Below are 22,974 nucleotides of genomic sequence, written 5' to 3'. Positions count from 1 at the left end.
TCTACAGAGAGGGAGCTAGCCAAAATGATGAAATTGAGCTTAAGCAAGAAGCCTATTTCCGCTATGATGGCCTCGATTCTGTTTCTCTCACTCATAACTGGTTTCTTTACTGGTAACCCCGGAACTGCAAAGGCCGCTTCGGCGGAGGAGACCCGATTTCTGCAATTATATGCTCAGCTAAAGGATCCGGCGAACGGCTATTTCTCGGCTGAAGGCATTCCCTACCATGCGGTAGAGACATTGATGAGCGAAGCGCCTGATTACGGGCATATGACCACCTCGGAAGCTTACAGCTACTGGATGTGGCTCGAGGTGCTGTATGGCCATCATACCGGCGACTGGAGCAAGCTGGAAACGGCTTGGGACAACATGGAGAAATACATTATCCCTGTTAATGAAGGCGACGGCAAGCAGGAGCAGCCGACGATGAGTTATTACAATGCGAACAGCCCGGCTACCTACGCTTCCGAGTATGCGCAGCCGGATCAGTATCCAAGCCAGCTTAGCGGAAAGTACACGGCAGGCAAAGATCCGCTTGATTCCGAACTGAAAGCAAGCTATGGCAACAACCAGACCTATCTTATGCATTGGCTGGTGGATGTGGACAACTGGTACGGCTTCGGCAACTTGCTGAATCCTACACATACAGCCGCTTATGTAAATACATTCCAGAGGGGCGAACAGGAATCGGTGTGGGAAGCGGTCCCGCATCCGTCCCAGGACGACAAATCATTCGGCAAGACAGGTGAGGGCTTTATGAGCCTGTTCACCAAAGAAAGCAATGCGCCTGCAGCACAGTGGCGTTATACCAATGCTACCGATGCAGATGCACGTGCAGTTCAGGCTATGTACTGGGCCCAGGAGCTTGGCTATAATAATTCAGTTTATCTGAACAAGGCCAAGAAAATGGGGGATTATCTCCGTTACGGCATGTACGACAAGTATTTCCAAAAGGTCGGCAGCGCAGCTGACGGCACACCGGAAGCGGGAACCGGTAAGGATTCCAGCCAATACCTGCTTGCCTGGTATACCGCTTGGGGCGGCGGGCTTGGTTCAACCGGCAATTGGGCCTGGAGAATCGGCGCCAGCCATGCGCATCAGGGTTACCAGAATGTCGTGGCAGCCTACGCGCTTTCCAATCCGGACGGAGGTCTGGTTCCGGCATCAGCAACAGCAGGGCAGGACTGGAGCAATTCGCTGAAGCGCCAGCTGGAGTTCTACACCTGGCTGCAATCTGCCGAAGGCGCGATTGCCGGCGGAGCAACGAACAGCTACGAAGGTGCTTATAAGGCTTATCCTGCCGGCACAAGCACCTTCTACGGCATGGCATATGATGACGCGCCTGTCTACCATGATCCGCCGTCCAACAACTGGTTCGGAATGCAGGCCTGGAGTGTTGAACGGGTGGCCGAGCTGTATTACATTCTGGCTGCAAGCGGCGACACAACCTCCGAGAACTTCCAGATGGCCAAGCAGGTGGTGAAGAACTGGGTGGACTGGTCCACGGACTATGTCTTTGCAGGCAGCCGGCCGGTTACGGATGCAGAGGGCTATTATCTGGACAGCCAGGGCAACCGCATTCTCGGCGGTGATAATCCCCAAGTGGCTACAGTTGCTGCTCCGGGAGAATTCTGGATTCCGGGCAATGTGGAATGGCAGGGGAAACCGGATACCTGGACCGGTTTTGCAAGCAGTGACGGCAACAGCAATTTAAAGTCAGTCACCAAGAGCCCGAGCCAGGATACCGGTGTACTCGGCAGCTATATCAAAGCGCTCACCTTCTATGCCGCAGGTACTGAGGCAGAAAACGGCAGTTATACCGCGCTTGGCGGGAAGGCACAGCAGCTGGCTAAATCCTTGCTGGATACAGCTTGGGGATATAATGATGGTGTCGGTATAGCAACTAAGGAGAGCCGTGGCGATTATGCCCGTTACTTCACCAAGGAGATCTATTTCCCAAGCGGCTGGACGGGTACTTTTGGACAAGGCAATAGCATTCCGGGAACAGCGACAGTACCTTCCGATCCTGCCAAAGGCGGAAACGGTGTCTACGCCAGCTATACTGACATCCGGCCGGATATTGTGAATGATCCCGATTGGCAGTACCTGCTTAACAAATATAATTCGTCATATAATACGGCCACCAAGCAATGGGAGAATGGAGCCCCTGAATTTACGTATCACCGCTTCTGGTCCCAAGTGGATATGGCCACGGCCTATGCCGAATATGACAGGTTAATCAACAACAGCAGCGGTCCGGTCGAGCCCGTTGCCCCGAAAGCGCCCTCCAAACCGGCTGTTGTTGCCGGCGACGGTTTTGTACAGCTTAGCTGGAACAATGTAACTGCTGCCGACAATTATACAGTTAAGCGGGCCACTGTCAGCGGAGGTCCTTACAGCGATGTATCAGTAGTTACCCAGGCCACTTACAGCGATACCTCTGTAGTCAATGGAACGACCTACTTTTATGTCGTCAGTGCGGCTAACAAAGTAGGAACAAGCCCGAATTCACCCGAGGTCAGCGCCAAGCCGGCAGCGGCTCCCGAGCCGCCTGTAGGGAATCTGATCGTGCAGTATCGGACCAATGATACAAATCCGGGCGATGCCCAGTTCCGTCCGCAGCTGCGGATTGTGAACAGCGGGGATACTTCGGTTGCACTTAAGGATGTAAAGCTGCGCTACTACTACACGGTAGACGGCGAGAAGGCGCAGCAGTTCAATGTAGACTATGCCGCTATAGGCAGCGGCAATGTGCAGGGAACATTCGTCAAGCTGGCTCCCTCTGTGACAGAGGCAGATTATTATGTGGAGATCTCCTTCACTGCGGGTGCGGGCAGCCTTGCTCCCAGAGCCAGCACCGGTGAAATTCAGCTGCGGATCAACAAAACCGATTGGAGCAATTTTAACGAGACCGGCGATTATTCTTACGACCCGGCCAAAACCTCGTTCACTGACTGGGCACGTGTACCACTCTACCTGAATGGAACGCTGGTCTGGGGATTAGAGCCTTAAAAGTGCAGTAGAAGGTAAAATGAAAAGCCGCAAATCCCCAATACTCCGGGACATTTGCGGCTTTGTTATTAATATCACATTTCATATGCGAAACTGTGAAAATATTTGACAAAAAAATCTAATAGATGCGTCGAATCTTGTCGTATTTGTCATGTTACTTAACACCATAAAAAAATTTTATGGAAAAATCATTGATAATTCACCATAAGTCAATTAGAATAAACTCTAACATTCAGGGATTAATTCCAATATAATCCTAAATGGAAATTCGTAGTTGATAGATAGGGTTACTGTATATAACATGAGTGCTCCTTGCTAAAAAAATCCTAGTGTTAGGGTGATGAACTTGAGTGAAGATTTGCTGCATATTGAGAATTTAACGACATCCTTCAAGATTGCAGACGATTATTACGCTGCGGTCGATGATGTGACGCTCACGGTGAAGAAGAACGAAATCCTCGCCATCGTAGGAGAATCCGGATCAGGCAAAAGTGCGTTGGCTTTCTCAATAATAGGGCTGCACACCAAAGCAAAAATTGATGGACATGTGTATTACAAAGGTCAGGATATTGTCAAAATGTCCCCAGGTATGCTGAATAAGGTCCGCGGCAAGGAAATGTCGATGATTTTCCAGGACCCCTTGGCTGCACTAAATCCGCTTATGATTATCGGACGGCAGATTGAAGAGGTACTTCTCCTTCATGATTCCGGCCTCTCCAAGAAACAAAGAAAAGCAAAGGTCATCGATTTGTTGACTAAGGTTGGAATTCCCCGTCCCGAGCATACATATCAGCAATACCCTTATGAATTATCCGGCGGCATGCGGCAGCGGGTAGTGATTGCCATCGCAATCGCCAACGGACCACAGCTGCTAATCGCCGATGAACCGACAACCGCACTGGATGTAACGATTCAACTGCAAATTCTTGAACTGATCAAGAAGCTCAAAAATGATATGCAAGCGGGAATAATCCTAATTACCCATGATCTGGGCGTAGTCAGTGAAATGGCAGATCGCGTAGCTGTTATGTACGCCGGGCAAATTGTCGAAATTGCTGATATTTATACGCTGACCTCCAACCCGCAGCATCCTTATACAAGATCTTTATTTAATTCGATACCTACGGTCAAGGAAGCGAAGTCCAGACTGCATGTGATTCAGGGAATCGTCCCGTCGCTCAAAAATTTGCCGCGTACGGGTTGCCGTTTCTCCGCCAGAACCCCATGGATTGATGAATCAGCCCATGAGGAGAATCCACAGCTGCACGAAATCGCTCCGGGTCATTTGGTCCGCTGCACCTGCTACAGACATTTTCATTTCCCCGAGAGCGTTGAGGAGGCTGACAGCCATGGCACTGCTTGAAGTTAAGGATTTACAGGTTCATTTCCCGATTCGAGGCGGCATATTCAGCAGAGCGGTCGGTGAGGTAAAGGCGGTCGACCGGGTCAATTTCACCATTGAGGCCGGGCAGACTTACGGATTAGTCGGTGAATCAGGCTCAGGTAAGACAACGACAGGAAGAGCGATTATCGGGCTGAATGAGATTACAGGCGGCAGCATTCTTTTTGAAGGCGCCGATTTAGCCCTGAAGAACTCACGCAAGCTGAACAATGTCCGCCGCGACGTTCAAATGATCTTTCAGGACCCCTATTCATCGCTCAATCCCAAGAAGCGTGTGCTCGACATCATTGCCGAGCCGCTGCGCAATTTCGACAAACAGTCCCCCCAGGAAGAGAAACGGAGAGTTCAGGAGCTGCTGGAGCAGGTCGGCCTGAGTCCGGACAACATTTATAAATATCCGCATGAATTTTCCGGCGGACAACGTCAGCGGATCGGAATCGCCAGGGCGATTGCGCTGAAGCCCAAGCTGATCATCGCCGACGAGCCGGTGTCCGCGCTGGATGTCTCGGTTCAGGCACAAGTGCTTAACTTTTTACGGGACATTCAAAAGGAATTGAATTTAACCTACCTATTTATCAGTCATGATCTCGGAATCATCAGACATATGTGCGATCATATCGGCATTATGTACAAGGGACGTCATGTTGAGCAGGGGACGCCTAAGGATATTTTTGACAATCCGCGCCATATTTATACGAAACGTCTGATTGCCGCAATCCCGGACATTGACCCATTGCAGCGTGACGAACGGACCCGGTTCCGCAAGTCCGTAAGTGAGGAGTACGAGGGAGCCTACCGGAACTATTTTGACAATGACGGTTTAGCTTATCCTTTACAACCCATTTCCGATACCCATTTGGTGGCCATGCCCGAGAAAGGTTGAGACGTATGTGGAAGATTATTGTACGAAGAATATTGATTATGATCCCTCAAGTATTTCTGCTCAGCATTCTGGTATTTCTTATGGCCAAAGCCATGCCCGGAGATGCGCTCACCGGTATGCTCGATCCGAACATTGATCCGGCCGCCATTGAAGCGATGCGGGAACGGCTCGGCCTGAATGATCCGTGGTACATCCAGTATTGGGATTGGATCACTAATGCCCTGCAGGGAGACATGGGCCAGTCCTTCCGCTTTAAGATGCCGGTAACTGAGCTGATTGGCCAGCGGCTGATGAACACGGTGTGGTTATCTGTGACGACTCTGGTCATTACCTATTTAATTGCAATACCGCTTGGCATCATTAGCGGACGTTTCAATGACACCTGGGGCGACCGGCTGATTACAGGATATACCTATGTCGGTTTTGCGGCCCCCTTGTTTATCGTAGCCCTGGTTATGCTCTGGATGTTTGGTTTCTACTTTCATTGGTTCCCTACCGGAGGAAGTGTATCACCGGGCGAGGTCCCCGGGACGATGAGTTACATTCTGAGCAAGTTATATCATTTGCTGCTTCCGGCCATATCCATTGCGCTGATTACTACCGTCGGGACGGTCCAATATCTGCGGAACGAAATCATTGATACGAAGCAGAAGGATTTTATCCTTACGGCAAGAGCAAAAGGCGCCTCGGAATCACGGGTGTACAACCGCCACATCTTACGCAACTCCCTCCTGCCGATTGCCGCTTTTTTCGGGTATGAGCTTACGGGATTGATCGGCGGCACCATCTTTGTAGAGAGTATTTTCAGCTATCCCGGCATGGGCCAGCTGTTCCTGAGCTCCATCGTTATCCGCGATTTCACCGTTGTAACGGCACTTGTGCTGCTGTATGGAATTGCTCAAATCATCGGATCCCTGCTCTCGGATATCATATTAGGCATTGTTGATCCCCGTATCCGGATTAAATAATGATCAGAACTTGTTGAGGTGAATGTAATGGCAAAATCAAGCGCTGAGCTGTCGCTCCCGCAGGATATGGAGAAGAGCCCATCCGGATGGAGAATCCTCTGGAAGGAGATTTTCAGAGATAAACTGGCTTTGGTCTCTCTGATTTTTCTAGGTGTAGTTGTATGCGGAGTATTTGGCATCGCCCTGTTTCTGGATCAAAAGCAGATAGTAACCGTCGATCTGTTCGCCTTATATGAGAAGCCTTCGGCTAAATTCTGGCTGGGCACCGATTACGGCGGACGCGATGTGTTCGGTCAGCTCATTATCGGTACCCGCAACTCGCTGAGTATCGGAATTATGGTCACTCTGATGACGGGTGTTATCGGCATTCTGGTAGGTCTGATCTCCGGCTATTTCGGTGGATTCGTCGATAATATTTTTATGCGTTTCGTGGATTTTTTTATGATCCTGCCGATGCTGATGATTGTCATCGCGTTTGTTACGGCGGTTCCCAAATATAATACCTTGTCCTTTTCACTGATCATGACGGCATTTCTATGGATGGGCATCGCGAGGCTAATACGCTCGAAGACACTGCAGGAGAGGGAACTGGAATATGTCCAGGCCTCCAGAACGCTGGGCTCCTCTCATCTTAAGATTATGTTCAAACAAGTGCTGCCGAACTTAAGCTCCATCATTATCGTTACGATGACGCTGAATTTGGCCGCCAACATCGGTCTGGAGTCGGGCCTCTCGTTTCTCGGCTTCGGTTTTCCTGAAAGCACACCTAGTCTGGGGACGCTGGTCAGCTATGCCCGGAATCCGCAGACGCTGCAATCGAGATGGTGGATATGGTTACCCGCATCACTGCTGATCCTGGTGTTGATGTTGAGTATAAATAATGTCGGTCAGGCGATTAAGCGTGCGACGGATGCAAGACAAAGAAAAGGATAATAAGGGAGGAAGAAACAAGAATGAGAAAAAGAAACTCTGGCAAGACCATGCTCTTCACATTGATGCTTGTCCTGACGCTTGCGGTTACGGCCTGCGGCTCAGGCAACAATGAAGCGGCTGAGCCTTCGGCAACAGCCAAGACAGATGCAGCTGCTACAACTGCTCCAACTGCAGCACCGGCAGCAGAAGACGGGCTGTACAACATCGCAGATTTCAGCAATGTTAAGACGAACCAGGGTGAAGCCATTGAAGGCGGCACACTCAACTTTGGCCTTGTATCTGACACTCCCTTTGAAGGAACTTTGAATTTTAACTTCTCCTCCGGTGTTCCGGATTCTCAGGTTCTTGAGTGGTTTGACGAAGGTTTGCTGACTTGGGATAAGAACTATGTCTATACCAATGACGGGGCGGCAACATATGAAGTTTCTGAAGATGGCCGTACCTTCACTTTTACCATCCGCGACAATGTAAACTGGCACGACGGCAAGCCCGTTACTGCCGAAGATTGGCTGTTTGCCCATGAAGTTATCGGTAATCCGGCCTATGACGGCCCTCGTTACGGCTCTGACTTCACCAACATTGTAGGGATGGAAGATTACCATGCCGGCAAAGCCAAGACGATTTCCGGGATCAAAGTACTAAGTGAGAAAAAGCTGGAAATCACTTATGTGAAAGCCACTCCTTCCCTGCTGACAGGAAGCATCTGGATTTATCCGCTGGCGAAGCATATTTTCGGAAATATGGATGTAGCCAAAATCTCCGCTTCCCCTGAGGTCCGTCAAAAACCAATTGGTTTCGGTCCTTTTAAAGTGGAAAGTATTGTGCCAGGTGAATCGGTAGTGTATGTCAAGAATAACGACTACTGGCGCGGGGCTCCGAAGCTGGATAAGGTTGTCCTGAAAGTAATTCCACCGACTACGGTTGTGCAGGAGCTAAAAGCCGGAAATATCGATTTGGTTGACAGCTTCCCGATTGACCAGTTCCCTGATAACTCTAAATTGTCCAACGTTGAATACCTTGGAGCCATTGACCGTGCCTATACTTACATTGGCTTCAAGCTTGGTAAATGGGATGCGACCAAAAAAGTGGTGGCTCCAGATCCGAAGGCAAAGATGGGCAATGTAGCTCTGCGTAAAGCGATGTGGCAGGCGGTGGATAATGATGCCGTCGGCAAGAAATTCTATCATGGTCTGCGCTGGAACGCGACTACGCTGATTCCGCCATCCCATCCCGAATTCCACGATGCCAGCAATCCGGGAGTAACGTTTGATCAGGAAGCAGCAAAGAAAACACTTGATGATGCAGGCTATAAGCTTAACGGAGAATTCCGTACCAATCCGGACGGCACGCCGCTGACGATCAATTTCATCTCCATGACAGGTTCGGATATCGCTGAGCCGCTGGCCCAATATTATGTGCAGTCGTGGAAAGCCGTCGGTCTGAATGTAACGCTGGAAATGGTGGAGTTCAACACCTTCTATGACCGCGTAGGCTCCAATGGTGAAGATGATCCTTCTGTTGATGTATACCAAGGCGCTTGGACAGTCGGTATTGACGTGGATCCACAAGGACTGTATGGCCGCGACGCTATCTACAACTTCCCGCGTTACGCAAGTGAAGAAAGCGACCGCCTAATGAAAGAAGGCGTATCGGAAGCAGCATTTGATGTAGCGAAGCGCAAGGAAATTTACAAAGAGTGGCAGCAGCTGATGGTTGACGAGATCCCTGTATTCCCAACCCTCTATCGTGCAGAACTCGTTCCGGTAAATAACCGCGTTCTGAATTACGCTATTGGCGATGGAACGGGTATTTACAGAAATGAGCTTGCACTGTCCGCCGACAAGGGGATTGCTGCACAGTAACTTTCCGGGATTTAGCAACCTGTAGTATACAAAACCTCCTTGCGGCTTTTGCAGCTGCAAGGAGGTTTTTGTATACTCATAGGGCTAAATCGCTTTAGCCACATAGAAACGGCTGCCGGCCTTGGTGGGGTCAGCAGCCGTTTTTAGGTGCGTTCATTCGGTTCTTATTGCTGCTGCGGCTGCGGTATTACCTTCTCTGCAGCTTCAATCGTACCTCCGCCGAGGCATTCCTCGTCCAGGTAGAAGACAACAGCTTGACCCGGTGTGATCGCCTTTTGCGGCACATCGAAGGCAACATGCACGGTACCGTCTACCTGTGCTCTCAGTGTTACGCCCTGATCAGGCTGGCGGTAGCGGAACTTGGCGGTGCACTTCAGCGGTGCATCTGTAAGGGTAAGGCCGTCTATCCAGTTGACACCGGAGGCGATCAGACTGGTGGAGTAGAGGCTGTGGTGCTTGTCCCCTTGGACTACATACAGGATGTTGCGGTCCAGATCCTTCTCAGCCACAAACCACGGCTCACCATTGCCGGAGCCGCCAATACCCAGACCCTGGCGCTGGCCCAGCGTATAGTACATCAGGCCCTCGTGGCGGCCCTTCACCTCGCCTGTGGCGATATCGACCATGTCTCCGGACTGGGCAGGCAGATACTGGCTTAGGAATTCACGGAAGTTACGTTCACCGATGAAGCAGACGCCGGTGCTGTCTTTTTTCTTGGCAGTGTACAATCCGGCTTCCTCGGCGATTCTCCGTACTTCAGGTTTTGGCAGATGTCCGATCGGGAACATCGCTTTGGAAAGCTGGTACTGGTTCAGCGCGTTCAGGAAGTAGGTCTGGTCTTTATTGCTGTCCACGCCGCGCAGCAGCTTGAACTTTCCGTCTTCCTGAATGACCCGTGCATAATGCCCGGTAGCCACGTAATCGGCGCCCAGTTGTAGTGCCTTATTCAGGAATTCTCCGAATTTGATCTCGCGGTTGCACATCACATCCGGATTTGGTGTGCGTCCGGCCTTATATTCATCGAGGAAATAGGAAAAGACTTTATCAAAGTATTCCTTCTCGAAGTTAACGGTATAGTAAGGAATATCGATCTGCTCACACACGCGGCGGACATCCTCTGCGTCAGTCTCGGCCGTGCATACGCCAAACTCATCGGTGTCGTCCCAGTTCTTCATGAAGATACCGATGACGTCATAGCCCTGCTGCTTCAGCAGAAGTGCCGTAACGGAGGAATCGACTCCTCCGGACATGCCGACGACGACACGTGTGTCCTGGTTTGCCTTTGTCATCGTAATCACCATTTTCTATGCAAAAAATACCGGTTATTGATACAAACACCCGGCTCATTTTGTATTATAACACACCTGTCTAGCCCAAACTGCCCGTGAGGACGGGAAAATGCAGCAGAAAAGACGAGAAAATTGACAATTTGTCCACCACTGGCGAACATTCATGTGAAAAGTTACTTTTTTGGCTCCAAATATGTCCATAAATATGATAACATAAGCTGAGAGCAAACATCGGAATACCTTGATATGACATATCTCATGTCGTAACAATGAATTATGATTCTATCAGCAACTAAACCGAAAGAGGTGCCCCTTGAAGATATCGACAAAAGGACGTTACGGATTAACCATTATGATGGAGCTTGCCCTGAAATTTGGCGAAGGTCCAACCTCACTTAAAAGCATCGCCGAAAAAAACGGACTATCCGAGCATTATCTGGAACAGCTCATTGCCCCACTGCGCAACGCAGGGCTTGTGAAGAGTATTCGTGGTGCTTACGGCGGCTATATCCTTTCACGCGAATCCATTACCATTACAGCCGGCGATATTATCCGTGTGCTGGAAGGCCCCATATCGCCAGTTGATTTTACAGAAGAAGATGATCCGGCAAAACGCGACCTCTGGTTGCGCATCCGCGACAGCATTGCCGATGTGCTGGATTCCACCACATTGTCCGACTTAATCAATTATAAGGAAGAAAGCAAGGCTGACAACTACATGTTCTATATTTAACAGGAACTAAAATTCCGTTGATTTGTTACATGAAGATAGGATCAATTCGGTTACTTTGGAATTGCTATTGTGGCTGATACGACGAACAAAGCCCATAGGTTAGTAGTTAGTATCAATCGGCACAATTGAAGAAAATTTTAATTCGTCCTTCTCAAGAAATTTGGGAAGGACTTGTTTTTTCTCTCCCTTTTTTCTCGCTACTTTTTTATCTTTTGGGATTACGGCATCTTCAGTTGGGTCAGAGTCAATTAAGCTTTTATTTTGCACCAGACATCATACGATGATAGGTTTTTGTAGATAGGGTATTATAAAGGGAGGTAGGACCATACGGTGTAATTTGGGTTAAAATTAAATAGACGAATTACATCATAAAAAAATGGATATAATCATAATAGAAAAAATATGAAGGATGATATTATGATTTATATCTATAATGATTATGGTGGGACACATACAACATCTTTGGCAGCGGCTTATCATTTAAAACAAATTACTCAGTCTGAGAGAAAATTAACTACAGAGGAAATACTGAATGTTAAATTTTTCAATAAGTTGACGAAAAATGATTTTGGTAAGATTATTTTTCACGGAATTGATGAAAATGGAGACTCCGTTTATACAATCGGTAGGAAGTCATCAAAGCTTGTAGTCCCAGCATTAAGAGACCTAAGCTTGTTACTTGAAAGTAAACATCATTTTGAAGAAAAAATAATATTTTCTAATACTTCACCCACGGTACCCATCCTGATGTCAATCGGAGGGTTCTTCTCAAGAGGATTAAAAATTGATTTTATTGGTGTTCCTTTATTAGTAATGGGTGCCAAGCAATGTTGTGATAATATTTTTCGACTGGTTGAAAATACGAAACAAATAGGGAAGTCCTCAAATGAAGAACAAGTTATTATTTTAGCAAATGAAGTCTATAAGTAATAATTTTCAAAGTTCATAAGGATCATACTGCGCAGCAAGGGAGGCTAGGCTCTGGCATGCAGGAACTGAATAGCACATAGAGAACGCGTCTGCATTGGACGTGTTTTTATTTTGCCCTCGGAGCCGATCCGGGGGTTTTTACGTTGAAGGAGAGAGCGGGGGGAGGCGTTGAGGATGTCCGGTTTGAGTTAAAGGACCAGGTAAGGAGATTTGATGTGCTGACAGAGCGAGTGACGAGGGGGTGAAGAGTCAACCAAGCAGGCTCATAAGCGAATAGACAAAATCGAGGAGGTGGAACAGTAGATAAAATGACGGGTTACATGAATAGGCATGGTGTGGGGGTGTTGGACATTTGGGTAATAACTATTATTCAGATGAGGAGGTATAAAATGAATAAAACATTGATTGCTACAGTTACCAGTGTTCTTCTGTCTGCCTCAATTCTCGGTGCATGCAGTAACAATGACACAGTAGACGAGGCAGAGCCTACAGCGTCAAGTGCAGCGACTATGCCTGTTATTGAAGCTACAGCCACTCCTGAACCTTCTGCTACTGCCGCAGCCACGGAGGCGCAGGTGTCCGCCAGTCCGGACGCTACTGATCCTCAGACATCCCAACGTCCGGAGACCCAGGCATTTGGTGAACAGGAGGGAGGGGTCTCAGGGCAAGAAGGTACACTTGCGCAAGGTGATGGATATTCCCTGTATGTCTTTGATGATTTCACATTCGATGAACAGTCTGGCCGGTTAACACTCACTGAGGACCCCACCTATTATGCCGAAATTGAACACTTGCCATCCGGTTACGATCTCACCGCTCTGAAGCAACAGGGGCAAACCGAGCTTTCCGCAATGGGTAAGGCTAGCGACCATAGCGGTGAACTGTTTGAGCATCCTCTAGGTTTTGCAGATTTATATCTGCAGGCTACCGGTGATAAGGGAATAGAGGATTATATGGTGTGGAAGAATCAAGCGGGGGAAGCCTTTCTTTTCCGGATACACAATCCTAAGGGTGAACTGTCGAATAAATTTGCTCCATGGGTAATGGTTTCACTGTCAACACTTGAAAGGTAGCTTGAAACGGATTTTAGAAGCTTGCATAAATAACCCCGCCGGGCTTGTGTAAACTGTACCCTATAGAGCAGACACTTTAAAAAGGTCTCTCTATAGGGTGTCTCGCACAAACACGGCTTCATTCATTCCGATCAAGGTTCCACTACACCCATCCAGATTTTCAGAAGAAAGTGAAACATATGGGTCTTGGGCAATTCATGCCCAGACGAGCAAACTGCCGGGATAATGCGCCGCAGGAGTCGTTCTTTGGTCATTTTAAGGATGAAGTTTCACTGAAGGTCTTTTTTTAGAAATGTTGGGAAGGTCCTGTTTTTTGTTTATGGAGTTATTTGTTCAAATAAGGCCCCATCTGTTTGTCTGAGAAATTAAACGGCGAATGGATATCCCTCAGCCACATATTTCCTTTAATAATTAGGACGTATACTGCGATCACAAAATAGACGGATCCGATGATCCAGTCCGTCGTGCTTGCCAGATGGTGCGCCGTGATGTAGTACAGATACCATCCTCCGATCGGGAAATGGAAAACCAGCACAGCGAACAGGCCGGGATTATACCATGTTTTGGCTTTGATATTAGCGAAGATGCCATGCCAGATAAACTGGAAAAAGCCCATAAAGATTGGAGCCAGCGCCAGCCAAATTATGTTCGGGAAGAAGACCGGAAGCAGATAAAAGACATAGGCGATGACCAAATTAATAATCATTGCCGATTGCGGGTTCAACGGATAATGCTCCGGCTGTTCACTCTTAAATATAACGATATTGAACAAACCGCCAAAATAGCCGGGCCAGCGGTATTCTTCAAATTGATGCACCAGGATCGCGATGAAGCTGAGCCATAAAATCATATTCAGTTCAGACATGGAACGATGATTGATTACAATTCCGATCGCTGTCACCGCCGCGACCAGCATCCCCAGATCAGGCCAGTATTTGCGCAAAATATTCATGAATCATCTCTCCTCGGCACTTAGTGGATGTTTAAGTAACGCTCCAGCAGCAGGTCAATCTGACGCTCGGCCGGCTTCATTTCGACGCCAGCTCCGGCTTCAAGAGTCGGCCTCATCAGTGCAGGCATGAACACGGCTCCAAAGATTTGCATCACCATCATCATTAAAAGTTCTTGATCCTGTTCATTCGTCAGTTCCATGAGCAGACTCTTGACTTTATCGAATCCAATGATCCGCATAAACTCCCCGTACTCCCGCTGCGACGCGAATAAGCCGGTATCCATCGTAATGATCCGCGACAACAGCTCCGGATACTGCTCCACCCTCCGTACATAATGCAGCAGAAAAAGCTTCAAGCGCTGTTCCGACGGCAGAGACAGATCTTCCAGCACATCAAAAGATTCCTGAAAACCCGACAGCATGATCCGGATCACTTCGCTAATCAGCTTATCCTTAGAGCCGAAGTAATAATTCACCAGCGAAACGTTCGTATTCGAACGTACCGCAATTTTGCGGATTGTGATCTTCTCGAATCCTTCCTGCTTGATCATCTCGAGTGCAGTTTGAAGAATGATTTCTTTGGTCTCATTGCTTTTGTCCATTTGCTTATTCTCCCTCCCTTCGTAAACGATAATTAAAACAATGTTTAAAACGATGTTTTAATTATTTTAACACCCTTTGCTTTTTGAATCAATAAGCGCTTCTTTAAAGTATTCAGTGAGATCAACCCAGTTGTTTTAGTTAAAAGTGCTCATTATGATAGGTGAAAAACCAATCTTATATGGATCTCATGACAGGAGGATGGGCTGTAACTTAGTCATAGCAAAGTCCTGCTACCATGATGGTAGCAGGACGTTTTGTTTAATGAATGGGAGGGTGGTGATTGTCGGAAAACCGGGACATTAACTGTCAGTAAGCCCATGATGTATGTAAAGAAATTTAAAGCTCTATCGAAGCCTGAAGTACTTGGTACCAAAAAGGAGCTAATGGTGGATCATTGATGCATTTCCTTTCCCGGTTAAAGAGTTTTCGAACATATCAATAATCTCCAAGAATCTCTCTGCTTCACGGAAAACGTGATCCGCGAGCAACGGGTGTATGATGCTTTTAATTTTGCATTGTTCGATTAAATCCCGGGCTGTTTTCTTAAAATCCCTTAATGATTTTACTGATACCCTATTCTGATCAAGAAACTGGTTTAAGATAGGACCGGTTTGCGATTGAGGCCGCATGGATTCAATATCTCTAGCCTGAAATAATAATTGATCAAAATCTTGACTGAATTCCCGGGCCTGCTCGACAAGTTTTCGTTCTGAAGGATCTAATAGATGACCTATGAATTTGGCATGGTCGGCCATAATTCTTAAGAAAAATACATTTTCATCAATAATAGCATCATATAATGGCTCTAATTTGCCCTGGTTTAGCTCTTCCAGCCGATTTCTAAAATAATTTGCTTCTCTACTTACATGATCCACTAAAAGTGGAAAATTCGTTTGTCCAGGGAGCTTGCAACATAGAATTAAGCCAAGTACTTTTCTTTTGAACGCCCATATGTGACATACTGCGGTATGAACCTCCTGATTAAATTGGTGAATCGTTGCAGGGTCTGTATCAAGGGAAAAAGCATGCACCCGTCTCTCAATGTCTTCGAAAATCCGGTAAAAGTGATTAGCTTCTTGTTTCAGGACTGTATCTTCCGCCCGGAACCCCAATCCTAGAAACAAGGAATGTTCTTTCATAATTCTTGACCAAAAACTGATCTCTTCCAGAGACCGAGCGACAAACATGTCAGACATAATATCCCTCCTTATCATCTCTATAGACCATATGCTGGTTAAGCTTGGTCGGATACCTAATTATTTATAGAGGATGGATACAACTCGGTAGTAAAGATATGAACATGAAGTGAAAATGTTGATGGATACGGCGGCGGTTATGGTGGAGCGTGGACTTCGGGGTCATTGCTGCGGTTCTTCGCTATGCTTCTTTAATTAACTCCTTATAATCGTTGCGGACGTTGCCCACTGCCGGTGAGACGGGATAAGCCCGCATCTGCTCTGTATCATAAGGCCGCAATAACTTCATAAGAGAGGGGATGTCATGATTATGCCTGTCAAGCCACGCTGTCTCCGCTTCAGGGGTGAGGATAACCGGCATACGGTCGTGAATCTCGGCCATCAGGCTGTTGGATTCTGTAGTAATAATTGTGCAGGTGCTGAGCTTATTGCCGCTCTGATCCATCCAAATATCGTACAAGCCGGCCATGGAAAAAAGTTTTCCGTCACGCAGCGTAATTCTCAGCGGCTGTTTGCCGCCTTCCTGCGGCTTCCAGTCGTAGAAGCCGTCCGCAGGAATCACGCAGCGGCGTGAGCTCACCAGGTTTTTGAAGGATGCTTTTTCCAGAAGGGATTCTGCTCGGGCATTGATCATTTTGCTGCCGCTTTTGTCATCCTTGGCCCAGGACGGGACCAGTCCCCAGCGCAGTTCTCCAAGTTTGTTATGCTTGCCATTATGAATAACTGCCGGGATATACTGCATCGGGGCCGCGTTATATTTTGGGGCATAGTGGACAATGGTGGTGTCATTCGTAAAATAACGCAGCATCAACTCATCCATGGTTACGGTAATTGTGTATCTTCCGCACATGCTGATTTAGCCTCCCGGTTCATTTATGATGTGGTCTGAGATTGTTTACAGCGCTGTAGCCCTCATGCTATGCTCGGAGTATTTTATATTATTATAAATGAAGAATCGGACGATAGCGAAACGAAGGAGAGGATCCCGCATGATTATTGTAAGCTCCTGTCTCGCAGGAATGAAAGTAAGATACAACAGCACGGATTGTCTCGATACAAGCCTTCAAAAACTGCTGGATAATAACAAGGCAGTTGCTGTATGTCCAGAATTACTTGGCGGATTCTCGACACCAAGGGAACCGGCGGAAATTATCGGCGGCGGCGGGGAGGATGTGCTGGAGGGGAATGCTAGGGTAATGGACCGGTCAGGAAATGATGTAACCGAAATGTACCTTAAAGGGGCCTATGAAACGCTGGAGAAAGCCCGGGGGATCGGAGCCACCACCGTAGTACTCAAAGAAAACAGCCCTTCTTGCGGCAGTGCGATGATCTATAACGGGCAATTTGCCGGTGTGAAAATTCCCGGTCAAGGTGTAACGTCTGCTCTGCTAAGAAGAAACGGTATTGAAGTGATTTCTGAGCAGCAGCTCTCTGCCAGGCTGGAAGCTTTGGCACGTGCTGGAAAGTGAGTGGCTTAGCGGAAAATCCCACTAACAGCCCCCTAAAGGTTGTTACAATATTGTGTTTATTCACAGGTGGTAAAAGGCGGCATTCAGCAGTATAATCGAGTAGTCCTGTAAGAAAATCCTAAATTTCAAGAAGCGGAGAATTTAGTCATGAAACCCATCTATTTGGACCACGCCGCCTCAACCCCGGTTCATCCGGAGGTGGCCAAGGTTATGTACAATATGCTGCTTGAACAATACGGCAATGCGTCCAGTGTGCACACGTTCGGACGTTCCGCCAAAAAGATTGTGAACGGGGCACGCGATACCATCGCGGGCTTTTTAGGCTGTGCTCCCGATGAATGGGTATTCACCAGTGGAGGCACGGAGAGCGATAATCTGGCGTTGTTTGGAGCTGCAGCTGCTACCACGGAGAAGGGCAAACATATCATCACCACAGCAATTGAGCATCATGCCGTTCAACATACCTGCGTAGAACTGGAGAAGCAGGGCTATGATGTTACCTATCTTCCGGTTGATTCGACAGGCCTCGTTTCGATTTCAGATGTGGCAGCCGCTTTGCGAGATGATACGGTATTGATCAGTGTGATGTTTGCGAATAATGAGGTAGGAACAGTAGAGCCTATAGAAGAGATTGGCCGTCTCGCTGCAGAACGGGGCATTTTATTCCACGTCGATGCTGTACAGGCTCTCGGGATGATTCCCATCACACTTCGTGTGCTTCCCGTGGATTATATGAGCTTTTCTGCCCATAAAATAAACGGCCCGCAGGGCATCGGTGGACTATACGTACGGCGCGGTGCACCGCTGCATTCCAGACAGCACGGAGGACTCCAGGAGCGCGGCAGACGGGCCGGAACGGAGAGTCTTGCGAGCACAGCAGGTTTTGCCAAAGCGGTGGAACTGGCGGTGCAGGGGCTTCCGGGGCGGCAGGATAAAGCGCTTGAGCTGCGGAATGTGCTGCTGCAGGAGCTGGACAGCCGTATCGGGCGGCAGAACTATGTGATTAACGGAAACGGGCAGCATTTTTTACCTGGAATACTGAATGTAAGTTTTCCGGGAGCCCGGACCGATGTGATGCTGATGAACCTGGATATGGAGCGGATTGCTGCTGCCAGCGGCTCAGCCTGCACCTCTGGTTCACTGGAGGTTTCGCATGTTCTGCAAGCGATGAATCTTCCGGAAGAAGTTTTGGACTCGGCGATTCGTTTTAGCACAGGATTGGGTAATACTAATGAAGAAATAAAGCTTGTTGCAGAAAAAGTTGAAACCATCCTGAGACGGTTGCGTAGTGTAGACTAGGATTTTTTTCGGTCTCGTATCCGTTTCGGTATTTGGCTCTTTAACCAAAAGTGACTTGAAAGTACACTCAAAGCGAGGGGACTAAAGCAGCCATGAAACTTCAAGATATGATCGGCCTGGCTGTATATGAAGTTGAAGAAGGTAATGAAATCGGCAAAATTGTCGATGTTGTACTGGATTCAAACTGGAATATTACGGGTATTGAACTGGAAAGCAAATCTTTTTTTTCCAGTCATGTGAAAGTTGTGGCATGGGAAGATATTGTCGCTTATGGCGAAGATGCTGTCATGATTCGCAGTAAACAGTCGATATTAAAGGCCGACACTGACCATATACCCTATACTTTTCTTTTAGGAAAGAAGAAATTGAAGGATTTGCAGGTACTGACTGCATCCGGAACGATACTTGGACGAATATCCGATGTTTATTTTGACCAGAAGTTGGGAAACACAATAGTAGCGCTGGAAATCAGTGACGGGCTTGTAACTGATTTGATCGAAGGCCGCAAATGGCTGCCTTGTTCTGAAGAAATGTCCATTGGGGAGGATTCCGTACTGGTTCCCGCGATGAGCGAAGAACGGCTCCAAAAAGCCATTAATATTGTTAACGGATAGGTGGAATGTATTATATGAAGTGTCCAAACTGCAACTCCAAGGATATCGGCAAGATCGGTTCCCACCAGTTCTATTGCTGGGGCTGTTTCATCGAACTTACGGTTAACGGCGAGAAAATGTCGGTTTATCAGGTTGAAGAAGACGGCACGCTCAGTTCGCTTGACGATCTGTTCTTCGGGGAAGAAATTGCCCAGGATTTCCCCCAAATCCATGCATCCTCCTGATATAAGTCCTCGCACTGGCTAGCAGCGGGTACATATTTTTAAAAACAAGCGTCAGTTTCCTTTCAGCGTCCAATTTGCTGAGGGTTATTGGCGCTTTTTTTGCTTGGCTTTACGTTCAGCGGTTATTTTGCGGCAGGCATACATATACTTATTTACGAAGCCAGTCCAGTAATACCGCTAGGGGGTGCACTCATGGAGCAATGGTCCCAAAGTAAATGGTTCCGCTGGATGATCGGAGTGCTGCTCGCCCTGATCATTTTGTATTTTGTGTGGCAGCTTCGTCCGATGCTGCAGGGGATATTCCAGTTTCTAAAAGCGATTCTTGCGCCGTTTCTGGCGGCCATGATCATTTCTTATGTACTGAATCCGGTGGTCAGTATGCTGGCGGGACGGAAGATGCCGCGCAGCGTTGCCGTTCTTCTCATCTACGCCGTATTTCTGACTTCAATTGCGGTCATTGCCATCAATCTCATACCGATGTTTATCGAGCAGCTTGAGGAGCTGAACGAACATCTGCCGGAGATGACACTGCATGCGCAAGGCCTCATGAAGAATATGAATTCCCGGCTGATCCCGCCCGGTGTTGAGATGGGGATGAACAATTGGTTTTTTCAGCTGGAGGAACGCCTGGCAAAAGGAATATCACATTTCCTCGACAATATCGGGACAACGATAGGTGTGCTGTTTAATGCATTTATCGTTCCGTTTCTCGTGTTCTACATTCTCAAGGACTTTGACGTGTTCGAGCGGACCGTGGTTTCCTGCCTGCCCCGCTCACGCCGCAAAACGATTGTGAAGCTGCTCAAGGATATTGATGAAGCGCTGGGAAACTATATCCGCGGACAGTTCCTCGTCTGTATTATTATCGGCGTTTTGGCATATATCGGTTATGCCATCATCGGGATGCCTTACGCGCTGCTGTTTGCCTGTGTAGTCGCTGTGTTCAACATCGTTCCGTACATGGGCCCGTTCCTGGGGGCGGCTCCGGCCATTGTGATGGCCTCAACTCTGTCCCTGCGCCTTGTCCTGCTGGTGGCAGTAGTGAATACGCTATGCCAGATGCTGGAGAGCAATGTGATCTCGCCCCAGGTGGTCGGACGGAGGCTGCATCTGCATCCGCTGCTGATTATTTTTGCCCTGCTGGTCGGCGGAGAGGTGGCTGGAATGATTGGCCTTATTCTGGCGGTCCCGTGTTTTGCAGCCGGAAAAGTCGTAATTCAGCACATAATGGCTTATTATATTAAGCGAAAGCCGGTTTAGCCGGAGATACCATCGGATCCCACACTACAACATTAAGAAAGGGAACACGCATGCAAACGTTGCAATCCCTGCAGTATGAAGAGCTTCATTCCCATTACAACAGGTATTTGTCTCCATTTCTCCCTTACAGCTCAAACGATCGATATACCGACCGGATCCTTCTGCCTGAATCCATAGGAAGCGGCAGCATCAGCCGGACACGTCTCAGACCCGGCATGGAGGTTATCATGGCTGACTTCCAGATTAAGGACGACTATACCATGCAGCTTCGCAGCGTTCTTCCAATGGTCGATCTGACCTTCTGGATTCAGGGCTATATTGAAATCCTTCATTCAGGAATACAAGAGCAGATTTCCCCGGGTCTTGGCCACCTTACATTTGGCCTGGAGCAGCAGCTTGAACTAAAATATGCGGCGGGGATGCCAATAGCCATCTGTGAAATTCGTTTGTCTACAGCTTTATTTGACGAATTAATGGATGAACTTGGCCATGCGCGTTACAGCTCTGCATTGATTCTTGCTGGACGCGAGAATCTCATATTCCACCAGTCGATATTACCCAAGGTGCAGGCCATTCTGCAGGATCTACGCTCCCATCCCTTTGCCGGACCGATGCGGAAAATGTTCCTGGAAGGAAAAACTCTGGAGCTTGCCCTCTGGCTCCAGCAAACCTTGTTTGAAGACGAAGTGCCCGCACAGCGGGGCAGAATTCGGCTGCGTAAAGAGGATATCGCGAGAGTGCGCGAGGCGTGCGGGATTTTGGAGAAGCGGATGGAGCAGCCGCCGTCATTGCTGGAATTGTCCAAGCTGGCCGGAATCAGCGATTCCAAGCTGAAAGCCGGTTTCAAGGAACTATTCGGCACTACCGTCTTCGGATATTTAAAGGAAAAGCGGCTGGATAAGGCGAAGGAACTGCTCGAAATGGAACGAATCAATGTGTGTGAAGCCGCGCTTATGGTGGGCTATTCCAACCCGAGCCATTTTGCAGCTAGCTTCCGAGAGAGGTTCGGATGTAATCCGAGTGAGTGGATCATTGAATCCCAACGCTTGTAATCCGTCCAACGACAGCACCCAACCCTACACTGTTACTTTATTGAACGTACCGGAGCGGACACCCTCTGCATAGGATGATAGACTGAATGCAACCGCGGTACATTCACATCATAATGGAGGTCCGCCTTGAATACTCACCCTATTAGCCTCGCAGAAACAGAGCAGCATTCGTTGGCAAAATCAAGCAGGTGGCTTCTGTAGATAAACTGCCTCATTATCATAAAATACACATAACTATTAATGCTGTTCTGTTATTGTTTGTTATTTTATATGTGTGGTCCTTGTACGCATTGATTAAATGGAAAAATACAAAACAGTTGACCAAGCCACAGCGCTACATCCGTTCTATGAATCTACTCTTAATCAATATTGTACTTCCGATTGCCGTACTGATCGGTATTCCCATGCTGCTGCTCCCTTGGCCGGTTGCTTTATTGTTTCTTCCGGGCATAGCGCATTTTATTTTGATCTTCTGTCTGTTATTGATAGCCACCGGAGTGGTTAAGATCGTACGGATAGGAAGAGATATACCGTGGCTGATTGGCGTTCTGTCGCTCTACAGCTTATATTTCGGATAATTCCACGTTGACTATAGTCAACGTTTTTGGTTATAATGTTGTGTAATATTACGATTATGTTGTGATGAATAGCAGTTCGATGAAGAGGAGTATTAACTCACGCGACGTTATAGCAGAGAGCCGGTGCATTGGTGCAAGCCGGTTAACGGAACGGAATGAACTCACCTCCGAGTAACGGCGCAAGCCGCAGGTTTCGCAGGGCAGATGCTGCGAAAGGCCAGTGTGTGAACCGTCGTCGCCTCACCTCCGTTAAAGGGTGTCAAAGTGAGTGGCAGAATAAAGCATGTTCAGCCGCTAACTAGGGTGGTACCACGGGAATTCAAACCTCTCGTCCCTAGCGATCATACGCTAGGGATGGGAGGTTTTTTTGCGGAGTTGGGCTATGCCCCGGTAAACAATAAGTTTGCCTGAGACGATCGAAGGCAGACATCTCCCAGCGGAGCAGCGAGTCTTGAACTGGTTCTTGGACTTTGCTGCCCGTCAGGCAAAACAGATGGGATTTTTAAGAGTTACAGGGAAACGGAACGGAGAAAAATTTTGGAGCTGGAGCAACGTCAGTGGCCGCCTTTATACTCGGATTTCAACCGCTTAGTGTGAGATCAGAAATCCGAGTATAACAGCGGGCGGAAGCCCAAAACTTTT

The 22,974-nt window shown here is 48.0% G+C and carries 22 protein-coding genes and 1 pseudogene; 17 read left to right on the top strand and 6 right to left on the bottom strand.

Features of this window, described 5'->3' with window-relative positions; translation table 11 throughout:
* Positions 1–27 precede the first annotated feature (27 nt).
* The 6 genes from NST99_RS26450 to NST99_RS26425 all read left to right on the top strand — a co-directional run bounded on the left by NST99_RS26450 (position 28) and on the right by NST99_RS26425 (position 9,060).
* Complete coding sequence (locus tag NST99_RS26450; RefSeq protein ID WP_341097763.1) at positions 28–3,012, top strand: glycoside hydrolase family 48 protein; 2,985 nt, start codon at positions 28–30, stop codon at positions 3,010–3,012.
* Between the two features lie 346 nt (positions 3,013–3,358).
* The gene (locus tag NST99_RS26445) at positions 3,359–4,375 is read left to right on the top strand and encodes an ABC transporter ATP-binding protein (RefSeq protein ID WP_341095643.1); all 1,017 of its coding nucleotides are present in this window, start codon (positions 3,359–3,361) and stop codon (positions 4,373–4,375) included.
* Positions 4,362–5,297, top strand: coding sequence for an ABC transporter ATP-binding protein (locus NST99_RS26440; protein ID WP_076109148.1), 936 nt, complete (start codon positions 4,362–4,364; stop codon positions 5,295–5,297). The genes NST99_RS26445 and NST99_RS26440 overlap by 14 nt, the downstream gene beginning before the upstream one ends.
* Before the next feature lie 5 nt (positions 5,298–5,302).
* The gene (gene opp4B / locus NST99_RS26435) at positions 5,303–6,265 is read left to right on the top strand and encodes an oligopeptide ABC transporter permease (RefSeq protein WP_341095641.1); all 963 of its coding nucleotides are present in this window, start codon (positions 5,303–5,305) and stop codon (positions 6,263–6,265) included.
* 27 nt (positions 6,266–6,292) lie between these two features.
* Entirely contained in the window at positions 6,293–7,198 is a 906-nt protein-coding gene (locus tag NST99_RS26430; protein ID WP_341095639.1) for an ABC transporter permease, read from the top strand.
* Positions 7,199–7,218: 20 nt separating this feature from the next.
* The gene (locus NST99_RS26425; protein WP_341095638.1) at positions 7,219–9,060 is read left to right on the top strand and encodes an oligopeptide ABC transporter substrate-binding protein; all 1,842 of its coding nucleotides are present in this window, start codon (positions 7,219–7,221) and stop codon (positions 9,058–9,060) included.
* 164 nt (positions 9,061–9,224) lie between these two features.
* Here NST99_RS26425 and mnmA read toward each other — a convergent pair whose 3' ends face one another.
* A complete protein-coding gene (mnmA, locus tag NST99_RS26420) occupies positions 9,225–10,349 on the bottom strand; it encodes a tRNA 2-thiouridine(34) synthase MnmA (RefSeq protein WP_341095637.1) in 1,125 nt (374 codons plus the stop codon).
* 313 nt (positions 10,350–10,662) lie between these two features.
* Here mnmA and cymR point away from each other — a divergent pair, with 313 nt between their 5' ends.
* Entirely contained in the window at positions 10,663–11,082 is a 420-nt protein-coding gene (cymR, locus tag NST99_RS26415; RefSeq protein ID WP_038595549.1) for a cysteine metabolism transcriptional regulator CymR, read from the top strand.
* A 99-nt stretch (positions 11,083–11,181) separates the two neighbouring features.
* On the opposite strand, the gene NST99_RS26410 is transcribed toward cymR, so the two are convergent.
* Positions 11,182–11,349 carry a hypothetical protein gene (locus NST99_RS26410; RefSeq protein ID WP_341095636.1) on the bottom strand — a complete coding sequence of 56 codons (168 nt, stop codon included), beginning with the start codon at positions 11,347–11,349 and terminating at the stop codon, positions 11,182–11,184.
* 150 nt (positions 11,350–11,499) lie between these two features.
* Between NST99_RS26410 and NST99_RS26405 the strand changes: the two genes are divergently transcribed.
* From NST99_RS26405 to NST99_RS26395, 3 genes and pseudogenes are all read left to right on the top strand, one after another.
* On the top strand, positions 11,500–12,012 hold the full coding sequence (locus tag NST99_RS26405; RefSeq protein ID WP_341095635.1) for a DUF3189 family protein: 513 nt from the start codon (positions 11,500–11,502) through the stop codon (positions 12,010–12,012).
* A gap of 389 nt (positions 12,013–12,401) precedes the next feature.
* Positions 12,402–13,085, top strand: coding sequence for a hypothetical protein (locus tag NST99_RS26400; RefSeq protein WP_341095634.1), 684 nt, complete (start codon positions 12,402–12,404; stop codon positions 13,083–13,085).
* 108 nt (positions 13,086–13,193) lie between these two features.
* Positions 13,194–13,363, top strand: a pseudogene (locus NST99_RS26395) (IS3 family transposase); the annotation flags it as partial.
* Positions 13,364–13,410: 47 nt separating this feature from the next.
* Here NST99_RS26395 and NST99_RS26390 read toward each other — a convergent pair.
* The 4 genes from NST99_RS26390 to NST99_RS26375 form a co-directional block, all read right to left on the bottom strand.
* Positions 13,411–14,037: an HXXEE domain-containing protein gene (locus NST99_RS26390; protein WP_341095632.1), complete on the bottom strand. Its 627-nt coding sequence runs from the start codon at positions 14,035–14,037 to the stop codon at positions 13,411–13,413.
* A 20-nt stretch (positions 14,038–14,057) separates the two neighbouring features.
* A complete protein-coding gene (locus tag NST99_RS26385; RefSeq protein WP_341095630.1) occupies positions 14,058–14,639 on the bottom strand; it encodes a TetR/AcrR family transcriptional regulator in 582 nt (193 codons plus the stop codon).
* A 381-nt stretch (positions 14,640–15,020) separates the two neighbouring features.
* Positions 15,021–15,836 (bottom strand): DUF2935 domain-containing protein, encoded by an 816-nt coding sequence (locus NST99_RS26380; protein ID WP_341095629.1) that lies wholly within the window; start codon positions 15,834–15,836, stop codon positions 15,021–15,023.
* A 181-nt stretch (positions 15,837–16,017) separates the two neighbouring features.
* Positions 16,018–16,686 carry an SOS response-associated peptidase gene (locus NST99_RS26375; protein WP_341095628.1) on the bottom strand — a complete coding sequence of 223 codons (669 nt, stop codon included), beginning with the start codon at positions 16,684–16,686 and terminating at the stop codon, positions 16,018–16,020.
* A gap of 139 nt (positions 16,687–16,825) precedes the next feature.
* Between NST99_RS26375 and NST99_RS26370 the strand changes: the two genes are divergently transcribed.
* From NST99_RS26370 to NST99_RS26340, 7 genes are all read left to right on the top strand, one after another.
* The gene (locus NST99_RS26370; protein WP_341095627.1) at positions 16,826–17,305 is read left to right on the top strand and encodes a DUF523 domain-containing protein; all 480 of its coding nucleotides are present in this window, start codon (positions 16,826–16,828) and stop codon (positions 17,303–17,305) included.
* Positions 17,306–17,452: 147 nt separating this feature from the next.
* The gene (locus NST99_RS26365; protein ID WP_341095626.1) at positions 17,453–18,604 is read left to right on the top strand and encodes a cysteine desulfurase family protein; all 1,152 of its coding nucleotides are present in this window, start codon (positions 17,453–17,455) and stop codon (positions 18,602–18,604) included.
* Positions 18,605–18,696: 92 nt separating this feature from the next.
* The gene (locus NST99_RS26360) at positions 18,697–19,218 is read left to right on the top strand and encodes a PRC-barrel domain-containing protein (protein ID WP_341095625.1); all 522 of its coding nucleotides are present in this window, start codon (positions 18,697–18,699) and stop codon (positions 19,216–19,218) included.
* 14 nt (positions 19,219–19,232) lie between these two features.
* The gene (locus NST99_RS26355; protein ID WP_341095624.1) at positions 19,233–19,442 is read left to right on the top strand and encodes a hypothetical protein; all 210 of its coding nucleotides are present in this window, start codon (positions 19,233–19,235) and stop codon (positions 19,440–19,442) included.
* A gap of 192 nt (positions 19,443–19,634) precedes the next feature.
* Positions 19,635–20,702, top strand: a complete 1,068-nt coding sequence (locus NST99_RS26350; protein WP_341095623.1) for an AI-2E family transporter — start codon at positions 19,635–19,637, stop codon at positions 20,700–20,702.
* Positions 20,703–20,752: 50 nt separating this feature from the next.
* Positions 20,753–21,754 (top strand): helix-turn-helix transcriptional regulator, encoded by a 1,002-nt coding sequence (locus NST99_RS26345; RefSeq protein WP_341095622.1) that lies wholly within the window; start codon positions 20,753–20,755, stop codon positions 21,752–21,754.
* 347 nt (positions 21,755–22,101) lie between these two features.
* Positions 22,102–22,332, top strand: a complete 231-nt coding sequence (locus NST99_RS26340) for a hypothetical protein (protein ID WP_341095621.1) — start codon at positions 22,102–22,104, stop codon at positions 22,330–22,332.
* Positions 22,333–22,974: the final 642 nt, after the last annotated feature.

It is taken from the genome of Paenibacillus sp. FSL L8-0470, assembly GCF_038008625.1.
Taxonomy (GTDB): Bacteria; Bacillota; Bacilli; order Paenibacillales; family Paenibacillaceae; genus Paenibacillus_AQ.
This window is presented reverse-complemented; position numbering and strand designations above follow the sequence as displayed.

Excerpts from the sequence above, each read along its gene's own strand:
- NST99_RS26450 (WP_341097763.1), top strand. The coding sequence starts at position 28 with ATGAAATTGAGCTTAAGCAAGAAGCCTATTTCCGCTATGATGGCCTCG.
- NST99_RS26440 (WP_076109148.1), top strand. The coding sequence starts at position 4,362 with ATGGCACTGCTTGAAGTTAAGGATTTACAGGTTCATTTCCCGATTCGA.
- opp4B (WP_341095641.1), top strand. The coding sequence starts at position 5,303 with ATGTGGAAGATTATTGTACGAAGAATATTGATTATGATCCCTCAAGTA.
- NST99_RS26430 (WP_341095639.1), top strand. The coding sequence starts at position 6,293 with ATGGCAAAATCAAGCGCTGAGCTGTCGCTCCCGCAGGATATGGAGAAG.
- NST99_RS26425 (WP_341095638.1), top strand. The coding sequence starts at position 7,219 with ATGAGAAAAAGAAACTCTGGCAAGACCATGCTCTTCACATTGATGCTT.
- mnmA (WP_341095637.1), bottom strand. The coding sequence starts at position 10,349 with ATGACAAAGGCAAACCAGGACACACGTGTCGTCGTCGGCATGTCCGGA.
- NST99_RS26405 (WP_341095635.1), top strand. The coding sequence starts at position 11,500 with ATGATTTATATCTATAATGATTATGGTGGGACACATACAACATCTTTG.
- NST99_RS26400 (WP_341095634.1), top strand. The coding sequence starts at position 12,402 with ATGAATAAAACATTGATTGCTACAGTTACCAGTGTTCTTCTGTCTGCC.
- NST99_RS26390 (WP_341095632.1), bottom strand. The coding sequence starts at position 14,037 with ATGAATATTTTGCGCAAATACTGGCCTGATCTGGGGATGCTGGTCGCG.
- NST99_RS26385 (WP_341095630.1), bottom strand. The coding sequence starts at position 14,639 with ATGGACAAAAGCAATGAGACCAAAGAAATCATTCTTCAAACTGCACTC.
- NST99_RS26380 (WP_341095629.1), bottom strand. The coding sequence starts at position 15,836 with ATGTCTGACATGTTTGTCGCTCGGTCTCTGGAAGAGATCAGTTTTTGG.
- NST99_RS26375 (WP_341095628.1), bottom strand. The coding sequence starts at position 16,686 with ATGTGCGGAAGATACACAATTACCGTAACCATGGATGAGTTGATGCTG.
- NST99_RS26370 (WP_341095627.1), top strand. The coding sequence starts at position 16,826 with ATGATTATTGTAAGCTCCTGTCTCGCAGGAATGAAAGTAAGATACAAC.
- NST99_RS26365 (WP_341095626.1), top strand. The coding sequence starts at position 17,453 with ATGAAACCCATCTATTTGGACCACGCCGCCTCAACCCCGGTTCATCCG.
- NST99_RS26360 (WP_341095625.1), top strand. The coding sequence starts at position 18,697 with ATGAAACTTCAAGATATGATCGGCCTGGCTGTATATGAAGTTGAAGAA.
- NST99_RS26355 (WP_341095624.1), top strand. The coding sequence starts at position 19,233 with ATGAAGTGTCCAAACTGCAACTCCAAGGATATCGGCAAGATCGGTTCC.
- NST99_RS26350 (WP_341095623.1), top strand. The coding sequence starts at position 19,635 with ATGGAGCAATGGTCCCAAAGTAAATGGTTCCGCTGGATGATCGGAGTG.
- NST99_RS26345 (WP_341095622.1), top strand. The coding sequence starts at position 20,753 with ATGCAAACGTTGCAATCCCTGCAGTATGAAGAGCTTCATTCCCATTAC.
- NST99_RS26340 (WP_341095621.1), top strand. The coding sequence starts at position 22,102 with ATGAATCTACTCTTAATCAATATTGTACTTCCGATTGCCGTACTGATC.